The following is an 18,086-nucleotide window of genomic DNA, read 5'->3' as shown; positions in this document are numbered from 1 at the left end:
GCGCCGCCCGCAAGTGGCTGGTGCAATAAAAGGGACAGAGTTATCGAATTTTTCCAGTATTTCAAATAAAACAGGGTCAGAGTCGAACCTTGCGCATGCAAGTGTGTAAAATCAAGGCCTTAGCCTTCATTTTGCGACTCTGCCATGGCCCGTTTGCCCCGCCTCATCATTCCAGCATTGCCTCATTACGTGATCCAGCGCGGCAGCAACCGCCAGCCCGTGTTCCTGGAGGCAGGTGACTACGCGCAATTTTTATCCTGGCTGAAAACGGGCGCGAAAATGTTCAAGGTGGCCATCCACGCCTACGTCTTGTTGCCAGATCAATTACATTTATTGGCCACCCCAAGCGATGCAACGGGCCTGGGACAGTTGATGCAGTGGCTGGGACGCTATTACGTGCCGTATTTCAATCAAAAATACGGCCGCGAAGGCGCTTTGTGGCAGGGACGCTACAAAACCTCCGTCATCGATCCCGACAATTTCTTCCTCCTGTGCTGTCGCTACCTGGAGTGCGTACCCGTGCAAACGGGTGTGGTGGGCCAGGCATTGGACCATGCATGGTCCAGTTATGCCCACCATGCGGGCGTGCGTCCCGATCCCGTCATCACCGACCATGCGCTGTACTGGGCGCTGGGCAATACGCCGTTCGACCGCGAGGCAGCGTATCTGCGTCTGTTCGAGCAAGGCCTGGGCAGCAGCCAGGTAAAAACCCTGGAACAGGCTGTACTCAAGGGCTGGCCGCTGGGTTCCGAGTCATTCAAGCAGGCGTTGGAACTGAAAATGCAGCGGCAAGTGCTGCCGGCCAAACGGGGCCGTCCCCGCAAAGTCGTGGTCGAAGCGGACGCCAGTTGAAACACATTCCCATTTAAAACAAAAAATGGTTCCTTTCTGACGTTTTATTGAAATTGCCATGACTATGTCCCTATTAAATTTTTGGGGCGACGGAATGGAATTTAATTCGACTCCGACCCTAATTGTTGTGGTTGAGTTTTTTGTTGCGTTGCACTACTCTAGTTTTTCGATAGTCATATGCAGCGGAGAAGCCCATGAAAGCGCAAGGCCTGTACGACCCAGCCAATGAACACGATGCCTGCGGCGTCGGTTTCGTCGCCCATATCAAGGGCAACAAGACCCATTCGATCGTCGAACAGGGTTTGCTGATTCTGAAAAACCTCGATCACCGGGGCGCCGTGGGCGCCGATGCGCTGATGGGCGATGGCGCCGGCATCCTGATCCAGATTCCCGACCAGTACTACCGCGAAGAAATGGCCAAGCAGGGCGTGGAATTGCCGCCGCCTGGCGAATACGGCGTGGGCATGGTCTTCCTGCCGAAGGAACACGCGTCGCGCATCGCCTGCGAGCAGGAAATCGAACGCGCCGTGCGCATCGAAGGCCAGGTCGTGCTGGGCTGGCGCAACGTGCCCATCGATACGGACATGCCGATGTCGCCCACCGTGCGTGCCAAGGAACCGGTCATCCGCCAGATTTTCATCGGCCGCGGCCCGGACATCATGGTCACCGATGCGCTCGAGCGCAAACTGTATGTGATCCGCAAATCGTCGGGCCACGCCATCCAGGCCTTGAAACTGCTGCATGGCAAGGAATTCTTCGTGCCATCGATGTCGGCCCGTACCATTGTGTACAAAGGCTTGCTGCTGGCCGACCAGGTGGGCGTGTACTACAAGGACTTGCAGGACGCGCGCTGCATCTCGGCCCTGGCCCTGGTGCACCAGCGTTTCTCGACGAATACTTTCCCCGAATGGCCGCTGGCCCACCCCTACCGCTTGATCGCGCACAATGGCGAGATCAATACCGTCAAAGGCAACTTCAACTGGATGCGCGCGCGCGAAGGCGTGATGAAATCGGCCGTGCTGGGCGACGACCTGCAAAAGCTGTTCCCCCTGATCTATGAAGGCCAGTCCGACACGGCGTGCTTCGACAATGCGCTCGAGCTGCTGTTGATGGCCGGCTACCCGATCGCCCAGGCGATGATGATGATGATTCCGGAAGCGTGGGAAAATCACACGACGATGGATGACAACCGCCGCGCCTTCTATGAATACCACGCGGCCATGATGGAACCGTGGGACGGCCCCGCCGCCATGGCGTTTACGGATGGTCGCCATATCGGCGGCACGCTGGACCGTAACGGCTTGCGTCCGGCCCGTTACATCGTCACGGACGATGATCTGGTGGTGATGGCGTCGGAATCGGGCGTGCTGCCGATTCCCGAGTCGAAAATCATCCAGAAATGGCGCTTGCAGCCTGGCAAAATGTTCCTGATCGACCTGGAAGCGGGCCGCATCATCGACGACCAGGAACTGAAAAACACTTACGCCAACGCCAAGCCGTATAAAGCGTGGATCAACTCCGTGCGCATCAAGCTCGACGAGATCAAGCTGGCCGACGGTCAAGCGAAACAGGACCGCGCGCAGGGCGAAAAAGCCCAGCCATCGTTGCTGGACCGCCAGCAGGCGTTCGGTTACACGCAGGAAGATTTGAAATTCCTCATGGCGCCGATGGCCGTGGCCGGCGAAGAGGCAACGGGTTCGATGGGCAATGACTCGCCGCTGGCCGTCATGTCGAACAAACTGAAGCCTTTGTATAACTACTTCAAACAGCTGTTCGCGCAAGTGACCAACCCGCCGATCGACCCGATCCGCGAAGCCATGGTGATGTCGCTGGTGTCGTTCATCGGCCCGAAACCGAACTTGCTCGATACCAACAACGTGAACCCGCCGATGCGCCTGGAAGTGGCGCAGCCCGTGCTGGGCTTTGACGACATGGCGCGTCTGCGCAACATCAGCGCCCACACGGGCGGCAAGTTCAAGTCGTATGAACTCGATATCTGCTACCCGCTGGCCTGGGGCAAGGAAGGCGTGGAAGCGTGCCTGGCCTCGCTGTGCGCGGAAGCCGTCGATGCCGTCAAATCGGGCCACAACATTTTGATCGTCTCGGACCGCGCCATCTGCGCCGACCAGGTGGCGATCCCCGCGCTGCTGGCCACCTCTACCGTGCACCAGCATCTGGTGAGCAAGGGCTTGCGCGCTTCCACCGGCCTCGTCGTGGAAACAGGCTCGGCTCGCGAAACGCACCACTTCGCCTTGCTGGCGGGCTATGGCGCGGAAGCCGTCCACCCGTATCTGGCCATGGAAACCCTGGCCGAGATGGCGCATGGCTTGCCCGGCGATTTGTCGGCCGACACAGCCATCTACAATTACACCAAGGCGGTCGGTAAAGGCTTGATGAAAGTCATGTCGAAGATGGGCATTTCGACGTATATGTCATACTGCGGCGCGCAAATCTTCGAAGCCATCGGCCTGAACAAGTCGCTGGTGGACAAATACTTCAAGGGTACGGCTTCGAACGTGGAAGGCATCGGCGTGTTTGAAGTGGCGGAAGAAGCGCTGCGCCTGCACGCGCTGGCCTTCGGCAACGATCCCGTGCTGGCCGATAAGCTCGACGCGGGCGGCGAATATGCGTTCCGCGTGCGCGGCGAAGACCACATGTGGACGCCGGACGCGATTGCAAAACTGCAGCACTCCACGCGCAGCAACAATTTCTCCAGTTACAAGGAGTACGCGCAAATCATCAACGACCAGAGCCGTCGCCACCTGACCCTGCGCGGCCTGTTCGAATTCAAGCTCGACCCGACCAAGGCGATACCGCTCGACGAAGTGGAACCGGCCAAGGAAATCGTCAAGCGGTTTGCTACCGGCGCCATGTCGCTCGGCTCGATCAGCACGGAAGCGCACGCGACCCTGGCCGTGGCCATGAACCGCATCGGCGGCAAGTCGAACACGGGCGAGGGCGGCGAAGATCCGAACCGCTACACGCAGGAATTGAAGGGCATCCCGATCCGCCAGGGCGACACCATGGCGTCCATCGTGGGCGCCGAGCAGATCGTCGTCGATATCCCGCTGCAGGAAGGCGATTCCATGCGCTCGCGCATCAAGCAGGTGGCATCGGGACGTTTCGGCGTCACGGCCGCCTACCTCAATTCGGCCGACCAGATCCAGATCAAGATGGCGCAGGGCGCGAAACCGGGCGAAGGCGGCCAGTTGCCAGGCCATAAAGTGTCCGAATACATCGCCAGCCTGCGCTTCTCCGTACCGGGCGTGGGCCTGATTTCGCCGCCGCCGCACCACGATATCTATTCGATCGAAGACCTGGCGCAGCTGATCCATGATTTGAAGAACGCCAATCCGCGCGCCTCGATTTCCGTGAAACTGGTGTCGGAAGTGGGCATCGGCACGGTCGCTGCCGGCGTCACCAAGGCGAAAGCCGACCACGTGGTCGTCGCCGGCCACGACGGCGGCACGGGCGCCTCGCCTCTGTCGTCCGTGAAGCATGCGGGCACGCCGTGGGAGTTGGGTCTGGCAGAGACGCAACAAACATTAGTCTTGAATGGCTTGCGCAGCCGCATCCGCGTGCAGGCCGATGGCCAGATGAAGACGGGCCGCGACGTGGTCATCGCCGCCCTGCTGGGTGCCGACGAAATCGGCTTCGCCACGGCGCCGCTGGTGGTCGAAGGCTGCATCATGATGCGCAAATGCCATCTGAACACCTGCCCGGTGGGCGTGGCCACGCAAGACCCGGTGCTGCGCGCCAAGTTCTCCGGCAAACCGGAATACGTTGTCAATTACTTCTTCTTCGTTGCCGAGGAAGCCCGTCAGTTGATGGCGCAGCTGGGTATCCGTACGTATGACGAACTGATCGGCCGCGTCGACTTGCTGGACAAATCCAAGGCGATTTCGCACTGGAAGGCGCAAGGCCTGGACTTCTCGGCCATTTTCTACAAGCCGGAAACATTGGATGGCCAAGCTTGCCGCCACGTGGAATTCCAGGACCATGCGCTGGAGAAAGCACTGGACCACAAGCTGATCGCGCAAGCGCGCGCGGCGCTGGAAAAGGGCGAGCGCGTCTCCTTCATTTCGCCCGTGCGCAACCTGAACCGCACGGTGGGCACCATGTTGTCTGGCGAAGTGGCGAAGAAATATGGCCACGCCGGCTTGCCGGACGACACCATCCACATCCAATTGCAGGGCACGGCGGGCCAGTCGGCCTGCGCCTTCCTGGCGCACGGCATCACGATCGACCTGGTGGGCGAGGGCAACGATTACGTCGGTAAGGGCTTGTCGGGCGGGCGCATCATCGTGCGGCCCAATACCGAGTTCCGCGGCTGGGCGGTGGACAACATCATCATCGGCAACACGGTGCTGTACGGCGCGATCGCTGGCGAAGCCTTCTTCAATGGCGTGGCCGGTGAACGCTTTGCCGTGCGCAACTCGGGCGCCACCACGGTGGTCGAGGGCCTGGGCGACCATGGCTGCGAATACATGACGGGCGGCACGGTGGTGGTGTTGGGCGCCACGGGACGCAACTTCGCGGCCGGCATGTCGGGCGGTATCGCCTATGTGTATGACCCGGCCGGCGACTTTGCCAGCAAGTGCAACACGACCATGGTCAGCCTGGACAAGGTCGTGTCGGCGGCGGAACAGCATCTCGACCGCGACGCTTGGCATACCCAGCACCGCGATGGCGTGCCGGAAGCCGACGAAGTCATTCTCAAGCGCCTGATCGAGCGTCACTTCAAGCACACGGGCAGCACGCGCGCCCGCGTCTTGCTGGACGACTGGGCTGCGGCGCGCGGCAAGTTCGTGAAGGTCTTCCCGAACGAATACAAGCGCGCGCTGATTGAAATGGCAGCTGACGCCGCCATGGAAGTCCAAGCCGTCGCCGCCTGAGCCAGCCAAGCTCATTGCCAAATGAATGACCAGGGAGCGGCCCGGCCGCTCCCCGCCAGCCAAATACAAAGGAAACATCGTGGGTAAAATTACCGGCTTCATGGAATTCAAGCGCCAGGACGAACATTATCTGGAGCCTGCCGCGCGCTTGAAGAACTACAAGGAATTCGTGCTGCACCTGTCGGACGCGCAAGCGACCGTGCAAGGCGCGCGCTGCATGGATTGCGGCATTCCCTTCTGCACCACGGGTTGCCCCGTGAATAACATCATTCCCGACTGGAATGACCTGGTGTACCGCGGCGCCTACCGCGAAGCGCTCGACATCTTGCATTCGACGAATAACTTCCCGGAATTTACGGGCCGCATCTGCCCGGCGCCGTGCGAATCGGCCTGCACCCTGGGCATCCACGAAGATCCGGTCGGCATCAAGTCGATCGAACATAAAATCATCGACATGGGCTGGGAGCACGGCTGGGTCACGCCGCAGCCGGCCCCTTTCAGTACCGGCAAGAAAGTGGCCATCGTCGGTTCCGGCCCTGCCGGCCTGGCGGCGGCGCAGCAACTGGCGCGCGCCGGCCATGCCGTCACCGTGTTTGAAAAGAGCGACCGGGTCGGTGGTTTGTTGCGTTATGGCATCCCTGACTTCAAGATGGAAAAGTCGCATATCGACTTGCGCGTGAAACAGATGGAAGCCGAAGGCGTGGTCTTCCGCACCAGCGTGCTGGTCGGCAAGGATTTCCCTGCCCACGTCAACAACTGGGCCAAGGAAACCATTTTCCCGGAAGATCTGGAAAAAGAATTTGACGCCGTCATCATGGCCGGCGGCGCCGAGCAGCCGCGCGACTTGCCCGTGGCGGGCCGCGACTTGAAAGGCGTGCATTTCGCCATGGATTTCCTGCCGTTGCAAAACAAGGTCAACGCGGGCGACAAGCTCAAGGACCAGATCAAGGCCACGGGCAAGCACGTGGTGGTGATCGGCGGCGGCGACACGGGGTCCGACTGCGTGGGCACCTCGAACCGCCATGGCGCCGCCTCGGTGGCCCAGTTCGAACTGATGCCGCAGCCGCCGGAACAGGAAAACAAGCCGCTGGTCTGGCCCTACTGGCCGACCAAGCTGCGCACCTCGTCCTCGCACGAGGAAGGCTGTGAGCGCGACTGGGCCGTGGCGACCAAGCGTTTCGAAGGCAAGGGCGGCAAGGTGGAAAAGCTGATCGCCTGCCGCGTGGAATGGAAAGACGGCAAGATGAGCGAAGTGCCGAACTCGGAATTCGAGATGAAGGCCGACCTGGTCTTCCTGGCCATGGGTTTTGTTTCCCCTGTACAACAAGTGCTGGAAGCGTTCGGTGTCGATACGGATGCACGCGGCAATGTCAAGGCGACAACGGAGGGCGCAGGCTGCTACCAGACCTCGGTGGCGAAGGTGTTTGCGGCCGGCGACATGCGCCGTGGCCAGTCGCTGGTGGTGTGGGCCATCCGCGAAGGGCGCCAGTGCGCGCGCGCCGTCGATGAGTTCCTGATGGGGACATCCCTGCTGCCACGCTAGTTAACGAGCAATTGTTCGTTTTTTTGACAGGGCCACGGCGCGGATTGCGACGTGGCTTTTGTTATTTTACTTATCAAGTCGATAGCTGTGAACGCCATCGGATGGGAACGCGATGCGCAGGTCAAATTTCCACTACAATATCTGACTTTCGATTCATTAGTGTTGTATTCTTCCCCTTTACGGGGCTGTCCCAAGGGGTGTCTCAGCAGAGGTTGGCGTTTCTGCACTACAATACGCCATTAAAATAGTGAGCTTCGTCGTGCCAAATCTTGTTGAGATCCGTGATTTACACTTTGCCTATGGAGAACGTTCGATTTTATCGGGCCTTCAAATGGATTTCCCACGTGGAAAAGTTGTGGCCGTCATGGGTGGCTCCGGCAGTGGCAAGACGACCGTATTGCGCCTGATCGGCGGACAGCTGCGCCCCAATTCCGGCTCCGTGAATATCGACGGCCAGATCGTGCATACGCTCAAGACCGACGAGTTGTATCAAATGCGCCGCAAGATGGGCATGCTGTTCCAGCATGGCGCCTTGTTTACGGACTTGACGGCGTTCGAAAACGTGGCGTTTCCCCTGCGCGAACACACGGACCTGAATGAAGAGCTGATCCGCACCCTGGTGCTGATGAAGCTGCACGCCGTGGGCTTGCGCAATGCGGCGCAATTGAAGCCAGCCGAGATCTCGGGCGGCATGGGCCGCCGCGTCGCACTGGCGCGCGCCATTGCGCTCGACCCTGAACTGATCATGTATGACGAGCCGTTCGCCGGCCTGGACCCGATTTCCATGGGCGTGACGGCCAATTTGATCCGCAATTTGAACGATGCGCTGGGTTCCACGTCTATCCTGGTATCGCACGACGTGAAGGAGTGTTTCGCCATCGCTGATTATGTCTATTTTCTGTCATCGGGCAAGATCGTGGCGCACGGCACGCCGGCCCAGATGGCCGTGTCTACGCATCCGTACGTCAAGCAGTTCGTCAATGCCGAGGCCGATGGCCCCGTGCCCTTCCACTATCCGGGCAAGTCGCTGGCCGATGACCTGGGCCTGCACGCGGGAGCGAGCCGATGATCGCGCGTTTCCTGGCGGCGATCGGTGCATGGTTGCGGCGGTCAGTACAAGATCTCGGCTTTGCCGTACGTTCGTTCTTTCTCATCATCGCCTCCTCGGGCGGGCTGTGGCGCCGTCCACACTTGCTCATCGAGCAATTGTTTTACATCGGCAGCCGGTCGGTGCTGATCATCGCCGTGTCCGGCCTGTTCGTCGGCATGGTGTTGGGTTTGCAAGGCTATTACACACTGAGCACCTTTGGCGCGACGCAGTCGCTGGGGCAGTTGGTGGCGCTGTCCTTGATGCGTGAACTGGGTCCGGTCGTCACTGCGCTGCTGTTCGCCGGTCGCGCCGGTACCTCGCTGACGGCGGAAATCGGCCTGATGAAGGCGGGCGAGCAATTGTCAGCCATGGAAATGATGGCCGTCAATCCTATCCAGCGCGTGCTGGCGCCCCGTTTCTGGGCCGGCGTGATCGCCATGCCTATCCTGGGCGGCATCTTCACGGCCGTCGGCGTCATCGGCAGTTACCTGGTGGGCGTCGTGCTGATCGGCGTCGATGAAGGCTCGTTCTGGTCGCAGATGCAGGGCGGTGTGAATGTCTGGAAAGATATCGGCAATGGTACCTATGTCAAAAGCATGGTCTTCGGTATCGCGGTGACATTCATCGCGCTGTTCCAGGGGTATCAGGCACAGCCGACACCGGAAGACGTCTCCGGCGCCACCACGCGCACGGTGGTGATTTCGTCGTTGATGGTGTGGTGGCTCGATTTCATGATGACGGCGTTGATGTTTAGCAAGTAATTGCGGATCAGCCAACAACAGCTGGCCTGGGCAGGATGTTGCGCAGGCGGCAGCAAGTAAAAATTATTTAGGATTGTTTATGCAACGTAAATCTATAGATGTCTGGGTCGGCTTGTTCGTCTTGCTGGGTGTGGCGGCATTGATGTTTCTGGCGCTCAAGGCCGGCAATATGAGCTCGCTGTCTTTCAGCAAGACGTATACCATTACGGCCAAGTTCGACAATATTGGCGGCCTCAAGCCGCAGGCGCCTGTCAAGGGCGCTGGCGTGGTGGTGGGGCGCGTGGCAGAGATCCGGTTTGACGACAAGACTTACCAGGCGCTGGTGAAACTCGACATCGAAGATGGCTACAAATTTCCGAAAGACAGCTCGGCCAAGATTTTGACGGCCGGTTTGCTGGGTGAGCAGTATATCGGCCTGGAAGCAGGCGGCGATCTGGCAAACCTGGCAGAGGGCGACAAGATTGCCCGTACTCAATCGGCCACAGTGCTGGAAGACCTGATCAATCAGTTCATCTACAGCAAGGCAGCGGAAGGAAAGGACAGCAAATGAGCGAGTCGACCAAACAATCCCAAGGCAGCCTGGCGCGTATCGGCCTGGCCCTGGCCATCGCCGCCAGCGTGAGCGCTTGCGCCACCGGCACCAACCCGCGCGACCCGCTGGAAGGGTATAACCGCGCCATGTTCAAGTTCAACGACACCGTCGACCAGGCGGCCCTGAAACCGGTCGCCACGGCCTACAAGAAAGTCACGCCGTCGTTCGTGCAAACGGGCGTGGGCAACTTCTTCGGCAACTTGTCCGATGTGTGGAGCGCCGTAAACAACTTACTGCAAGGCAAGGGAGAAGCGGGCTTGCAAGACGTCGTGCGCGTCAGCATGAACTCAACTTTCGGCATCTTCGGCCTGATCGACATCGCCTCGCAGGCGGGCATTCCGAAGCACAACGAAGACTTTGGCCAGACCCTGGGCTGGTATGGCATCCAGCCTGGTCCGTACGTGATGCTGCCGCTGCTGGGCCCATCGACCGTGCGCGACACGGTGGCCCTGCCGCTCGATATGACGGGCGACCCATGGCGCTACAAGGACCCGGTCAATGTGCGCACTATCGGTACGGTGACGCGCGTCATCGACAAGCGCGCCGCGCTGCTCGACGCCACCAACCTGATGGAAGCGGCCGCGCTGGACCGTTATGAATTCATCCGCGACGGCTTCCTGCAGGCGCGCGAAAGCAAGGTGTTCGATGGCGATACGGACCGCCGCGACCGCAAAGTGCCAAAAAACGACACCAGCGATTATGAGCCGGCCTATGAGGCGCAACCGCAGCCTGTCCCAGCGGAAACGCCGCCTGCGACGGCAGCGGCCGATGTGGCGCCCGCGGACCTCGTAACATCTGGTAGCAATACCGTGGCTTCCGAGGCCAGGCCCCAGGAGTAAACTCCGGTACAGAAACACCACGGCTGCGATCAACGCCAGCCGGTGCATAGCAACACCACGAAAGGTAGAACGATGAAATTGATGAAACAACTGCTGGCGATGGCGACCATCGCCTTAGCCACCGCCACCCAGGCTGCCCCCGCTGCAGAAGCACCGGACGTATTGGTCAAGCGCATCAGCCAGGACGTGATCGAGACGGCCAAGGCCGACAAGGCGATCCAGGCTGGCGATATCAAGCGCGTCACCGAATTGGTGGAAAGCAAGATCTTGCCATACGTGGATTTCCAGCGCATGACGGCCCTGGCCGCCGGCCGCTTCTGGCGCGATGCCACGCCGGACCAGCAAAAGCAGCTGTCCGCGGAATTTCGCACCTTGCTGATCTACACGTATTCGGGCGCCCTGTCGCAGATCAAGAATGAAACCGTGGAATTCAAGCCGATGCGCGCCGATCCTGGCGATACGGAAGTGGAAGTGCGCTCGCAGGTGAACGTGGCGCGCGGCGAACCCATGCTCCTGAACTACCGCGTGGCGAAAACCCCAGCCGGCTGGAAGATCTATGACATCAACGTGCTGGGCGCGTGGCTGGTGGAAACGTATAAAAGCAGCTTCGCCAGCGAGATCAGCAAGGGCGGCATCGATGGCCTGATCAAGACCTTGCAGGCAAAAAACAAAGCCCTGGCCAGCCGTCCCGCTGCCAAAGCCAAATAATCGGCTATCATATAGCTCCTGAACCAGCTCCAGACCAGCGCAGCCCGACGCCATGCCCGACTCTCTTGACACCTTGCAGTCCCTGACTTCCCTGACCGTGCACAATGCCACTGTGGCATTGGAGCAGGGTCTGGACGCCATCCGCTCGGGTCAGACCAAGTTCGACTTGCGCAACGTCAAGGCTGTCGATTCGGCCGCCGTTTCCGTCATGCTGACGTGGCAGCGCGCCGCGCAGGATGCGGGCGCCGTGCTGGAGCTGAAAAACCTGCCGAACAACCTGAAAAACCTCACCAAGCTGTATGGCGTCTGCTCGCTCGTCTCGAGCACGTTGAGTGCCGACAGCGCCGACGACTGCGCCAGCGCCGGCGGCCACGCCGAACGCAGCCCGTCCGACCTGCATCATCATTGATCCTGTCCCACTCCCCGCATCAGCAGTAGCTTTCAAGCCGGCAGGCCAGCAGCGTCGCCGGATTGATCTCCAAGTGTTCCACGAATTTTCCAACTATAATTGACTGTTGCGCCATCCTCGTCTGAAGGAGGCACCCTGCACCGGCCTGCCGGCCTGGATGTCCCCGGCAACTGGCGCATCACACCAGACGCATTACACTTGAAACAAGCACATGACCGCAATTCAAATAACGAATGTAGAAAAGAGCTATAAATCGCTCAAGGCGCTGGGCGGCGTGTCGCTGGCCATCGAGGAAGGCGAATTTTTCGGCCTGCTCGGCCCCAATGGCGCCGGCAAGACCACCCTTATCTCCATCATCGCCGGCCTGATACGCCCCGACGCGGGCACCGTCAAGATCCACGGACACGATGTGGTCAAGGATTTCCGCAACGCGCGCCGCAACCTTGGCGTGGTGCCGCAGGAACTGGTGTTCGACCCGTTTTTCACCGTGCGCGAAACCCTGCGCCTGCAGTCCGGCTATTTCGGCCTGCCGAACAACGACAAGTGGATCGACGAGGTCATGGAAAACCTCGACCTGACCGGCAAGGCCGACACGAATATGCGCGCCCTGTCCGGTGGCATGAAGCGCCGCGTGCTCGTGGCGCAAGCGCTGGTGCACAAGCCGCCCGTCATCGTGCTCGATGAGCCGACGGCCGGCGTTGACGTGGAACTGCGCCAGACACTGTGGAAGTTCATCTCGCGCCTGAACCGCGAAGGTGGCCACACGGTCGTGCTGACCACCCACTACCTGGAAGAGGCGCAAGCCATGTGCCAGCGCGTGGCCATGCTCAAGGCGGGCAAGGTGGTGGCGCTCGATACCATGTCGGCCCTGATCCGCCGCATCGCCGGTTCGCAGCTGCAAGTGCACCTCAAATACGGCAGCCTGCCGGCCGACCTGCAGCACCTGGTGCTGCACCCGGAAGAACAGCAGGCGCCGAACAAGTTCAGCCTGCGCGTCAACGAATACAGCGAAGTCGAGAAAATCCTCGCCCGCCTGCGCGAAGCGGGCGTCGAGATCGACGAAATGCAATTGCAACAAGCCGACCTGGAAGATATCTTCTTGCAGATCATGGATAAAGGTACCGTATGATTTCGACAGGATTTCGCACCCTGGTCTACAAAGAGACGCTGCGCTTCTGGAAAGTGGCGACGCAAACCGTGGCCGCGCCCGTGCTCACGTCGATGCTATACCTGCTGGTGTTCGGCCATGTGCTCGACGGCCGCGTGGAACCGAGCCCCGGCGTCAGCTACACGGCCTTCCTGATTCCCGGCCTGGTGATGATGAGCGTGCTGCAAAACGCGTTTGCCAATTCCTCGTCCTCGCTGATCCAGTCCAAGATCACGGGCAACCTGGTGTTCGTATTGCTGACGCCCTTGTCGCACTGGGAAATCTTCTCGGCGTATGTACTCGCTTCCGTCGCGCGCGGCCTGGCCGTGGGTTTTGGCGTGTTCGCCATCACTTGCTGGTTCGCCGACCTGTCGTTTGTCGCGCCCCTGTGGATCGTCGTCTTCGCGTTTCTCGGCGCCGCCATGCTGGGCACCATGGGCCTGATCGCCGGCATCTGGGCCGAGAAATTCGACCAGCTGGCCGCCTTCCAGAACTTCCTGATCATGCCAGCCACCTTTTTGTCGGGCGTGTTCTATTCGATCCACTCGCTGCCCCCGTTCTGGCAGACGGTATCGCACCTGAACCCCTTCTTTTACATGATCGACGGCTTCCGCTACGGCTTCTTCGGCGTGTCCGACGTCAGCCCCTGGCTCAGTCTTTCCATCGTTGCCGGCTTCCTCGTGATCCTGGCGCTGGCGTCGATTCGCCTGCTGAAAAGCGGTTATCGTTTGCGTCACTAATTACGCCACATCACATCACTACATTATTCAATATCAAGGACTTATCGTGACCACCACTCCAGAACTGATCCACGGCTATCTGTCGGCCGGCCTCGAATGCACGCACCTCGAAGTGGAGGGCGATGGCCAGCACTTCCAGGCCGTGATCGTCTCGCCCGCGTTTGCCGGCAAGCGTTTGATCGCCCGCCACCAGATCGTCTACGCGGCGCTGGGCGACCGCATGCGCGAGGAAATCCATGCGCTGTCGATGAAAACCCTGACACCTGAAGAATTCCAAGGATAAGCACATGGACAAGCTCCTCATCAACGGCGGCAACCGCCTGAACGGCGACATCGCCATCTCCGGCGCGAAAAACGCCGCCCTGCCGATCCTGTGCGCGGGTCTCTTGACCGCAGACGACCTGGACCTGACGAACGTGCCGCACCTGCATGACGTGGCCACCATGTTGAAACTGCTGGGCCAGACGGGCTTGAAAGTGCAGCAGGACGGCGACCGAGTGGTCCTCAACGGCAGCGCCATCGATACCCTGGAAGCGCCGTATGAACTGGTCAAAACCATGCGCGCCTCGATCCTCGTGCTGGGCCCCATGCTGGCGCGCTTCGGCGAAGCCAAGGTCTCGCTGCCGGGCGGCTGCGCCATCGGTTCGCGCCCCGTCGACCAGCACATCAAGGGCCTGGAAGCGCTGGGCGCCGAGATCCGCATCGAAGCGGGCTACATCTACGCCAAGTGCGCCAAGCTGAAAGGCGCGCGCATCGTCACCGACATGATCACCGTCACCGGCACCGAGAACCTCTTGATGGCCGCGACCCTGGCCGAAGGCGAGACCATCCTGGAAAACGCCGCCTGCGAACCGGAAGTGACCGATTTGGCCCACCTGCTGGTGGCCATGGGCGCGAAGATCGACGGCATCGGCACCAGCCGCCTGGTGATCCAGGGCGTGGACGCGCTGCACGGCGCCTCGCATGCGGTCATCGCTGACCGTATCGAGACGGGCACTTTCCTGTGCGCTGTGGCGGCCACCGGCGGCGATATCACCCTGCGCAACGTGCGCACCGATATCCTCGACGCGGCGCTCGACAAGCTGCGCGCCATGGGTCTGACGATGACTTTTGGTGCCGACTGGATCCGCGCCGAGATGTCGGCCCGTCCGAACCCAGTCAGCTTCCGCACCACGGAATACCCGGGCTTCCCGACCGACATGCAGGCGCAGTTCATGGCCGTCAACACCATCGCCAATGGCGCCAGCCGCGTCACCGAGACGATTTTTGAAAACCGCTTCATGCACGTGCAGGAAATGAACCGCCTGGGCGCCGACATCACCATCGAGGGCAATACGGCCATCATCGCCGGCGTCAAGCAGCTGCGCGGCGCGCCCGTGATGGCGACCGACCTGCGCGCCTCGGCCTCGCTGGTGATCGCCGCGCTGGCGGCCGATGGCGAAACCCTGATCGACCGCATCTATCACCTCGACCGTGGCTACGACCGCATGGAAGTGAAGCTCTCCGCCGTCGGCGCGAACATCGTACGCATCAAATAACAAGGAACGAGCATGAACGGATCGAACACGGGCGACAATTCGCAGCTGATACTGGCGCTCTCGAAAGGCCGCATTTTTGAGGACACCATGCCGCTGCTGGAGGCGGCCGGCATCCGGGTGCTGGAAAACCCGGAGACTTCGCGCAAGCTGATTTTGGCCACCAACGATCCGAATGTGCGCGTCATCATCGTGCGCGCCAGCGACGTGCCGACCTATGTGCAGTACGGTGCGGCCGATTTCGGCGTGGCGGGCAAGGATGTCTTGCTGGAACACGGCGGCGAAGGTTTGTACCAGCCGATCGACCTGAATATCGCCGCCTGCCGCATGTCGGTGGCGGTGCAGGCCGGCTTCGACTACGAAAAGGCCGTGCAGCAGGGTGCGCGCCTGCGCGTGGCCACCAAGTTCGTACACACGGCGCGCGAGCATTTCGCCGCCAAGGGCGTGCACGTCGACCTGATCAAGCTGTATGGCTCGATGGAGCTGGCGCCCCTGGTCGGCCTGTCCGACGCCATCGTCGACCTGGTCAGTACGGGCAGCACCTTGCGCGCGAACAACCTCGTCGAGGTTGAGCACATCATGGAAATTTCGTCGCGCCTGGTGGTCAACCAGGCAGCGCTCAAGCTTAAGCGCGAGCGCTTGCAGCCGATTATCGAGGCGTTTGAACGCGCCTCGCAAGCCTAGACACTCAGTAGCAGAAAGCCGATTATGCCGATACAGATACGCAAGCTCGATTCAAGCCAGGATGGTTTCCAACAATCGCTCGACACCTTGCTGGCGTTCGAGGCGGGTACCGATGCAGCGATTGAAACGTCGGTCGCGAAAATCCTGGCCGACGTGAAAACGCGCGGCGACGCCGCCGTACTGGAATACACCAACCGCTTCGACCGCATCCCGCATGGCGGCGCGGCGGAAATGGCGGCCTTCGATGTTTCACAAGCCGAATTGCAAGCAGCCCTGAACGGCTTGCCGTCGGCCCAGCGCGAAGCGCTGCAGATCGCCGCCCAGCGCATCCGCGCCTTCCACGAACGCCAGCGCGAGGAATTGCGCGGTTTTAGCTACACCGAGCCCGATGGCACGGTGCTGGGCCAGAAGATCACGCCGCTGGACCGGGTCGGCATCTACGTCCCAGGCGGCAAGGCAGCCTATCCGTCGTCCGTGCTGATGAACGCCATTCCCGCGCATGTGGCGGGCGTGGGTGAAATCATCATGGTGGTGCCGACGCCCGATGGCGTGAAAAACCAGATGGTGCTGGCCGCCGCCGCAATTGCCGGCGTGACGCGCGTGATCACCATCGGCGGTGCGCAAGCGGTCGGTGCGCTCGCTTACGGCACGCAGACGATTGCCGCCGTCGATAAAATCGTCGGCCCCGGCAATGCCTATGTAGCCGCCGCCAAGCGTCGTGTATTCGGCATCGTCGGCATCGACATGATCGCCGGACCGTCTGAAATCCTGGTGCTGTGCGACGGCACGACGGACCCGGACTGGGTCGCGATGGACCTGTTTTCGCAGGCCGAGCACGACGAGCTGGCGCAAGCGATTCTGCTGTGCCCCGACGCAGATTACATCGCGCAAGTCGAAGAGAGCATCGCCAGGCTGCTGCCGACGATGCCGCGCCAGGCCACCATCAGCACCTCGCTGCAGGACAGGGGCGCGCTGATCAAGGTGCGCAGCATGCAGGAAGCGTGTGAAATCGCCAATGCCATCGCCGCGGAACATTTGGAAATTTCGGCGGAAAACCCGCAGCAGTGGGCCGAGCAGATTCGCCACGCGGGCGCCATGTTCCTGGGCCGCTACTCGTCCGAATCGCTGGGCGACTATTGCTGCGGCCCCAATCACGTGTTGCCGACCTCGCGCACGGCGCGCTTTTCGTCGCCGCTGGGCGTGTATGACTTTCAGAAGCGCTCGTCCATCATTCACGTCAGTGAAGCGGGCGCGCAAACCCTGGGCCGTGTCGCCGCCACCCTGGCGTATGGCGAAGGCTTGCAAGCGCACGCGCGCAGCGCCGAACTGCGTCTGAAGCCGCAGCCATGACGAAGTTGGCGGAGCAGCCGGACTGGGTCAACCGGGTCTATTGCGAAGATGCGCTGGCGGGGCTGGCGCGCATTCCCGATGGCTCCGTGGACCTGATCCTGACCGATCCGCCGTACAACCTGGGCAAGGATTACGGCAACGCCTCGGACCAGCAGTCGGTGGCCGACTACCTGCGCTGGACGGAGCAGTGGATCGATGCGGCGCTGCCCAAGCTGAAAGCCAACGGCAGCCTGTATATCTTTCTCACCTGGCGCTACTCGCCGGAGATCTTCGTCATGCTGAAACAGCGCATGGCGATGATGAATGAAATCATCTGGGACCGCCGCGTGCCGTCCATGGGCGGCAGCGTGCGCAGCTTTTCATCGGTGCACGACACTATCGGCTTCTTCGTCAAGCGCAAGGATTACTACTTCGACCTTGACGCGGTGCGCATCGCCTATGACGCGGCCACCAAGAAAGCCCGTTCGCGCTCGATCTTCATCGGCGCCAAATGGCTGGAAGTGGGCTACAACCCGAAAGACTTGTGGAGCGTTTCGCGCCTGCACAAGGAACACCCGGAACGGGCCGACCACCCGACGCAAAAGCCGCTCGAAATCATCGAGCGCATGCTCAAGGCTTCGTGCCCGCCCGGCGGCGTGGTGCTCGACCTGTTCATGGGCAGCGGCACCACGGCCCTGGCGGCGAAACGCTGCGGGCGCGATTTCGTCGGCTTTGAATTGAACCCCGATTACTGCGCCATCATCGAACAGCGCCTGGCGGCACTGGCGCAGGAGCTGGCCGCACCAGCCGTGCCGAAGGCCGCCAGGGCGGCCGTGAAGAAACCGGCGGCTGCCAAGAAGCCGGCAACGGCGAAAAAGCCGCCCGCCGTGAAAAAAGCACCGGCCCGCAAGGCGCGCAGCGCCGCCGTGCCGGAAGACGTCGTCATTTAGTCTCCATTTAAT

Annotated in this window: 16 protein-coding genes; all 16 read left to right on the top strand. The window is 61.0% G+C overall.

Annotation, left to right across the window (positions count from 1 at the left end; translation table 11 throughout):
* Positions 1-144: 144 nt before the first annotated feature.
* The gene (locus tag ACQ4WL_RS20665) at positions 145-852 is read left to right on the top strand and encodes a transposase (protein WP_436511406.1); all 708 of its coding nucleotides are present in this window, start codon (positions 145-147) and stop codon (positions 850-852) included.
* A 194-nt stretch (positions 853-1,046) separates the two neighbouring features.
* Positions 1,047-5,747, top strand: coding sequence for a glutamate synthase-related protein (locus ACQ4WL_RS20660; RefSeq protein WP_436511405.1), 4,701 nt, complete (start codon positions 1,047-1,049; stop codon positions 5,745-5,747).
* Between the two features lie 79 nt (positions 5,748-5,826).
* A complete protein-coding gene (locus tag ACQ4WL_RS20655; protein ID WP_436511404.1) occupies positions 5,827-7,290 on the top strand; it encodes a glutamate synthase subunit beta in 1,464 nt (487 codons plus the stop codon).
* Between the two features lie 259 nt (positions 7,291-7,549).
* On the top strand, positions 7,550-8,359 hold the full coding sequence (locus ACQ4WL_RS20650) for an ABC transporter ATP-binding protein (protein WP_436511403.1): 810 nt from the start codon (positions 7,550-7,552) through the stop codon (positions 8,357-8,359).
* Complete coding sequence (gene mlaE / locus ACQ4WL_RS20645) at positions 8,356-9,141, top strand: lipid asymmetry maintenance ABC transporter permease subunit MlaE (RefSeq protein ID WP_141171113.1); 786 nt, start codon at positions 8,356-8,358, stop codon at positions 9,139-9,141. The genes ACQ4WL_RS20650 and mlaE overlap by 4 nt, the downstream gene beginning before the upstream one ends.
* A gap of 79 nt (positions 9,142-9,220) precedes the next feature.
* On the top strand, positions 9,221-9,691 hold the full coding sequence (mlaD, locus tag ACQ4WL_RS20640; RefSeq protein ID WP_436511402.1) for an outer membrane lipid asymmetry maintenance protein MlaD: 471 nt from the start codon (positions 9,221-9,223) through the stop codon (positions 9,689-9,691).
* On the top strand, positions 9,688-10,572 hold the full coding sequence (locus tag ACQ4WL_RS20635) for an MlaA family lipoprotein (protein ID WP_436511401.1): 885 nt from the start codon (positions 9,688-9,690) through the stop codon (positions 10,570-10,572). The genes mlaD and ACQ4WL_RS20635 overlap by 4 nt, the downstream gene beginning before the upstream one ends.
* Before the next feature lie 72 nt (positions 10,573-10,644).
* On the top strand, positions 10,645-11,280 hold the full coding sequence (locus tag ACQ4WL_RS20630; protein WP_436511400.1) for an MlaC/ttg2D family ABC transporter substrate-binding protein: 636 nt from the start codon (positions 10,645-10,647) through the stop codon (positions 11,278-11,280).
* 52 nt (positions 11,281-11,332) lie between these two features.
* A complete protein-coding gene (locus ACQ4WL_RS20625; protein WP_436511399.1) occupies positions 11,333-11,689 on the top strand; it encodes an STAS domain-containing protein in 357 nt (118 codons plus the stop codon).
* 211 nt (positions 11,690-11,900) lie between these two features.
* Positions 11,901-12,818 carry an ABC transporter ATP-binding protein gene (locus ACQ4WL_RS20620; protein ID WP_436511398.1) on the top strand — a complete coding sequence of 306 codons (918 nt, stop codon included), beginning with the start codon at positions 11,901-11,903 and terminating at the stop codon, positions 12,816-12,818.
* Positions 12,815-13,576, top strand: coding sequence for an ABC transporter permease (locus ACQ4WL_RS20615; protein WP_099379209.1), 762 nt, complete (start codon positions 12,815-12,817; stop codon positions 13,574-13,576). Before ACQ4WL_RS20620 ends, ACQ4WL_RS20615 begins: the two co-directional genes overlap by 4 nt.
* Positions 13,577-13,622: 46 nt before the next feature.
* A complete protein-coding gene (locus ACQ4WL_RS20610) occupies positions 13,623-13,859 on the top strand; it encodes a BolA family protein (RefSeq protein WP_010402134.1) in 237 nt (78 codons plus the stop codon).
* 4 nt (positions 13,860-13,863) lie between these two features.
* Positions 13,864-15,114 carry a UDP-N-acetylglucosamine 1-carboxyvinyltransferase gene (murA, locus tag ACQ4WL_RS20605; RefSeq protein WP_436511397.1) on the top strand — a complete coding sequence of 417 codons (1,251 nt, stop codon included), beginning with the start codon at positions 13,864-13,866 and terminating at the stop codon, positions 15,112-15,114.
* 12 nt (positions 15,115-15,126) lie between these two features.
* On the top strand, positions 15,127-15,795 hold the full coding sequence (gene hisG / locus ACQ4WL_RS20600; RefSeq protein ID WP_436511396.1) for an ATP phosphoribosyltransferase: 669 nt from the start codon (positions 15,127-15,129) through the stop codon (positions 15,793-15,795).
* Between the two features lie 24 nt (positions 15,796-15,819).
* Complete coding sequence (hisD, locus tag ACQ4WL_RS20595) at positions 15,820-17,145, top strand: histidinol dehydrogenase (protein ID WP_436511395.1); 1,326 nt, start codon at positions 15,820-15,822, stop codon at positions 17,143-17,145.
* Complete coding sequence (locus ACQ4WL_RS20590; RefSeq protein WP_436511394.1) at positions 17,142-18,074, top strand: DNA-methyltransferase; 933 nt, start codon at positions 17,142-17,144, stop codon at positions 18,072-18,074. The genes hisD and ACQ4WL_RS20590 overlap by 4 nt, the downstream gene beginning before the upstream one ends.
* Positions 18,075-18,086 lie beyond the last annotated feature (12 nt).

It is taken from the genome of Janthinobacterium kochi (assembly GCF_051380715.1).
Taxonomy (GTDB): Bacteria; Pseudomonadota; Gammaproteobacteria; order Burkholderiales; family Burkholderiaceae_D; genus Janthinobacterium.
This window is presented reverse-complemented; position numbering and strand designations above follow the sequence as displayed.